Source organism: Streptomyces tricolor (assembly GCF_002155905.1).
In the GTDB taxonomy this organism is placed as follows: Bacteria; Actinomycetota; Actinomycetes; order Streptomycetales; family Streptomycetaceae; genus Streptomyces; species Streptomyces tricolor.
This window is the reverse complement of sequence record NZ_MUMF01000887.1, coordinates 1-3,638: the sequence shown is the minus strand read 5'-3', so window position 1 is coordinate 3,638 and position 3,638 is coordinate 1. Positions and strand designations below refer to the sequence as shown.

Here is a 3,638-nt window from a genome sequence, read left to right as displayed (position 1 = left end):
ATCGGCGCCGGCCCCGGCGGCCTCGCCGCCGCGTACGCGCTGCGGGCGCGGGGCGTACGGACCGTGGTCCTGGAGAAGTCCGACCGGGTCGGCGCCTCCTGGCGGCGGCACTACGACCGGCTGCACCTGCACACCACCCGGCGGCTGTCCGCGCTGCCCGGCCTCGCCATACCCCGGCGGTTCGGCCGCTGGGTGTCCCGGGACGACCTGGTGCGCTACCTGGAGAAGTACGCCGAGCACCACCGGTTGGAGATCGTCACCGGGGTGGAGGTGCACCGCGTCGAGCGGACCGCGGACGGCACCGGCTGGCTGCTGCACGCCTCCGGCGGCCGGGAGCTGACCGGCAGCGCGGTGGTCGTCGCCACCGGCTTCAACCACACCCCGCGGCTGCCCGACTGGCCGGGCCGCCAGGGGTACGGCGGCGAGCTGCTGCACGCCGCCGGCTACCGCCACGCCGAGCCGTACCGGGGCCGGGACGTGCTCGTCGTCGGGATCGGCAACACCGGCGCGGAGATCGCCGTGGACCTGGCGGAGGGCGGGGCCGCGCGGGTACGGCTGGCGGTGCGCACGCCGCCGCACATCCTGCGCCGGTCGACCCTCGGCTGGGCCGCCCAGTACACGGGCGTGCTGGTCCGGCGGCTGCCGGTGTGGCTCGTGGACCGGCTCGCCGGTCCGGTGGGGCGGCTCAGCACCCCGGACCTGTCCGCGCACGGCCTGCCGCGTCCGGACACCGGCCTGTACAGCAGGGTGAAGCAGGGCGCGATCCCGGTGCAGGACGTCGGCCTGATCGACGCCGTGCGCAAGGGCCGGGTGGAGATCGTGGCCGCCGTGGAGGCGTTCGAGGACGGCGAGGTGGTCCTCGCCGACGGCAGCCGGATCTCGCCCGACGCGGTGATCGCGGCGACCGGGTACGTCCGCTCGCTGGAGGGGCTCGTGGGGCACCTCGGGGTGCTGGACGGGCGCGGCAGACCGGTGGTGCACGGCGGCCGTACGCCCGCCCAGGCGCCCGGCCTGTACTTCACCGGGTTCACCAACCCCATCAGCGGGATGCTCCGGGAGCTGGCGATCGACGCGGGCCGGATCGCGAAGGCGGTCGCGCGCCGGGTCGGCGCGGGCACCCGGTAACTTCGCCGCCCGCACCCATTCCTGACACTCCGTCAGTTCAGTAACCTGACAGAGCGTCAGTTGCTGGTGGCTGTCTCGAAGGAGGCGGGCGGAACGATGCTCGGATCGACCCACGGCACCCTCACCACCGACTCCCGCCGGGCCCGGGTCATCGCCTGCGGCGAGCAGCGGCCCGGCCCCGCCGTCCACGACCGGGTGGCGGACCTGGACGTCAGCGGGCGCCCGCTCTGCGCGGAGGTACCGGACCTGACCCGCTTCTTCCGGCCGCGGTCGGTCGCCGTGATCGGCGCATCGGACGCCGAGGGGCGGCCGAACACCGGGATCACCCGGCAGCTGCTGGACTGGGCGGCGCGGGTCGGGGCGCGGGTGCATCCGGTGCACCCCACCCGGGCGTCCGTCTTCGGCCTGCCCTGCGCGGCCTCCGTCGCCGGGCTGCCCGGACCGGTCGACCTGGCGGTGCTGCTGGTCGCCGACCCGCTCCCGCTGATCGAGGAACTCGACGCGGCGAAGGTGCCGTTCGCGGTGGCCTTCGCCTCGGGGTTCGCGGAGACCGGGGAGGCGGGCGCCGAGGCGCAGGACCGGCTGGCCGAGGCGGTACGCCGCTCGGGGCTGCGGCTGCTCGGCCCGAACACCAACCTCAACGCCTTCGAACGCTTCCGGGACGACCTCACCGGGCCGGCCATCGCGCTGATCACCCAGTCCGGGCACCAGGGCCGGCCCGTCTTCGCCCTCCAGGACCTCGGCATCCGGCTCTCGCACTGGGCGCCCACCGGCAACGAGGCCGACCTGGAGACCGCCGACTTCCTCTCCTGGTTCGCCGAGCAGCCCGAGGTCGGCGCGATCGCCGCGTACGTGGAGGGCCTCAAGGACGGCCGCGCCTTCCTGCTGGCCGCCGACCGCGCCGCCCGCCGCAAGGTGCCGGTGGTCGCCGTGAAGGTGGGCCGGACCGAGGCCGGTGCCCGGACGGCCGCCTCGCACACCGGCAAGCTCACCGGCGCCGACGACGTGGTGGACGCGGCCATGCGGCAGTACGGCGTGATCCGCGTCGACGCCCTGGACGAACTCCAGGACACGGCGGCCCTGCTGGCACGGGCGAGGGCACCCCTGGCCGAGGGCGTGGTCGTCTACTCCATCTCCGGCGGCACCGGCGCGCACGTCGCCGACCTGGCCACCGCGGCGGGGCTCCGGCTGCCGACGCTGTCCCCGCAGAAGCAGGCCGAGCTGCACCAGTGGATACCGGAGTACCTGAGCGTGGCCAACCCGGTGGACAACGGCGGCCACCCGGTCGGCGACCGGCGCGGCCGGAAGATCATCGACGCGCTCCTCGCCGACCCCGGGGTCGGGGTCCTGATCTGCCCCGTCACCGGCCCCTTCCCGCCGCTCAGCGACCTGCTCGTGCGCGATCTGGTGGCCGCCGCCGAGGAGACCGACAAGCTGGTGTGCGTGGTCTGGGGCTCACCGGCCGGCACCGAGCCGGCGTACCGGGAGGTGCTGCTCGGCTCCTCCCGGGTGGCCACCTTCCGCACGGTCGGCAACTGCCTGACGGCCGTCCGCGCCTGGCTCGACCACCACCGCTTCGTGGCCGACTACCGCTCCCCCTTCGACACGGCCCCGCGCACCCCCTCCCCCTCCTTCCGCAAGGCCGAGGCGCTCATGCAGCCCGGCCGGCAGCTCAGCGAGCACGCGGCCAAGCAGCTGCTGCGGGCGTACGGCATCCGGGTGCCGCGCGAGCAGCTGGTGACCAGCGCGGCGGGGGCGGTACGGGCGGCCGGGCAGGTGGGCTACCCGGTGGTGATGAAGGCGTCCGGCGCGCAGCTCACCCACAAGACCGAACTGGGGCTGGTGAAGATCGGACTGACCTCGGCGAGCCAGGTCCGCGACGCGTACCGCGAACTGACCGACATCGCCCGCTACGAGGGCGTCGGGCTGGACGGCGTCCTGGTGTGCCAGATGATCGAACAGGGCGTGGAGATGATGGCCGGCGTCACCCACGACGACCTGTTCGGGCCGACGGTGACGGTCGGACTCGGCGGGATCCTGGTGGAGGTGCTGCACGACGCGGCGGTCCGCGTCCCGCCCTTCGGGGAGGACCAGGCCCGCGCCATGCTCGGCGAACTCCGCGGCCGGGCCCTGCTGTCCGGCGTCCGGGGCCGCCCGCCGGCCGACACGGACGCCCTGGTGGAGGTCGTCCTGCGGATCCAGCGCATGGCCCTGGAACTGGGCGCGCACCTCGCGGAGCTGGACATCAACCCGCTGCTGGTGCTGCCCCGGGGCCAGGGGGCGGTGGCGCTGGACGCGCTGGTGGTGTGCCGATGACCGACGACGCCGTACGGCACGAGGTCCGCGACGGGGTCGCGTACCTGACCCTGAACCGCCCCGGCTCCCTGAACGCCCTGACCCCGCCCATGCGGGACCACCTCATCGACCTGCTGACGGAGGCCTCCGCTGACGCCGGCGTCCGGGCGGTGCTCCTCACGGGCACCGGCCGGGGCTTCTGCGCGGGCGCGGACCTG

The 3,638-nt window shown here is 75.0% G+C and carries 3 protein-coding genes; all 3 read left to right on the top strand.

The window, feature by feature from the left end:
- Positions 1-1,125: flavin-containing monooxygenase (locus CCN44_RS41130; RefSeq protein ID WP_086704314.1), on the top strand; the 1,125-nt coding region annotated here is incomplete at its 5' end.
- A 96-nt stretch (positions 1,126-1,221) separates the two neighbouring features.
- Positions 1,222-3,441, top strand: a complete 2,220-nt coding sequence (locus CCN44_RS41125) for an acetate--CoA ligase family protein (RefSeq protein ID WP_086704311.1) — start codon at positions 1,222-1,224, stop codon at positions 3,439-3,441.
- Positions 3,438-3,638, top strand: a 201-nt coding sequence (locus tag CCN44_RS41120) for an enoyl-CoA hydratase/isomerase family protein (protein WP_208639942.1), incomplete at its 3' end; no start/stop codon positions are given. The genes CCN44_RS41125 and CCN44_RS41120, both read left to right, overlap by 4 nt.